Raw genomic sequence first — 467 nt, 5'->3', positions numbered from 1 at the left:
CGCGAGTTCGATTCTCGTCACCCGCTTTGAACATTTTGTTCATTTACCAAGTTATTTAACTTGGGCGCGTAGCTCAGGTGGTTAGAGCGCACGCCTGATAAGCGTGAGGTCGGTGGTTCGAGTCCACTCGTGCCCATTAATAGGAGAATTACTCAAGAGGCTGAAGAGGACGGTTTGCTAAATCGTTAGGTCGGGTAACTGGCGCAAGGGTTCGAATCCCTTATTCTCCGTAGTTGAAGAGCTTAAAAGCTCTTTTTTTGACTTTAAAAGGCTCTTTGTTAACTGTAGTGGGTTGAATAAAAGCTAACATCTGGAGAGGACAATCGTTGTCCTCTCCATTTTTATATTCAGAGCGATGAAAATTCGTTTCTTAAAGTTGTCAAAGTTCCTAAAACCAAAAGCATTTCGTTTGATGAGTTTAATGAGATTATTGGTATAGTAAAATGAACCTAAAACAGTACATAATG

1 protein-coding gene and 2 tRNA genes are annotated in these 467 nt (G+C 40.9%); 2 read left to right on the top strand and 1 reads right to left on the bottom strand.

Annotated features, from left to right (window positions below; genetic code table 11):
• The first annotated feature begins 62 nt into the window (after nt 1–62).
• A tRNA-Ile gene (locus HMPREF2837_RS06760) sits at nt 63–136 on the top strand.
• A gap of 6 nt (nt 137–142) precedes the next feature.
• Nucleotides 143–230 (top strand) — tRNA-Ser (locus HMPREF2837_RS06755).
• A 73-nt stretch (nt 231–303) separates the two neighbouring features.
• Here the strand turns inward: HMPREF2837_RS06755 and HMPREF2837_RS11200 are convergent.
• A partial coding sequence (locus tag HMPREF2837_RS11200) for a transposase (RefSeq protein WP_148131829.1) occupies nt 304–467 on the bottom strand: 164 nt, incomplete at its 5' end.

Source organism: Streptococcus sp. HMSC071D03, assembly GCF_001812125.1.
Classification (GTDB): Bacteria; Bacillota; Bacilli; order Lactobacillales; family Streptococcaceae; genus Streptococcus; species Streptococcus pseudopneumoniae_N.
Note: the sequence above shows the minus strand (reverse complement) of the source record. Positions and strands in the feature narration are given on the sequence as shown.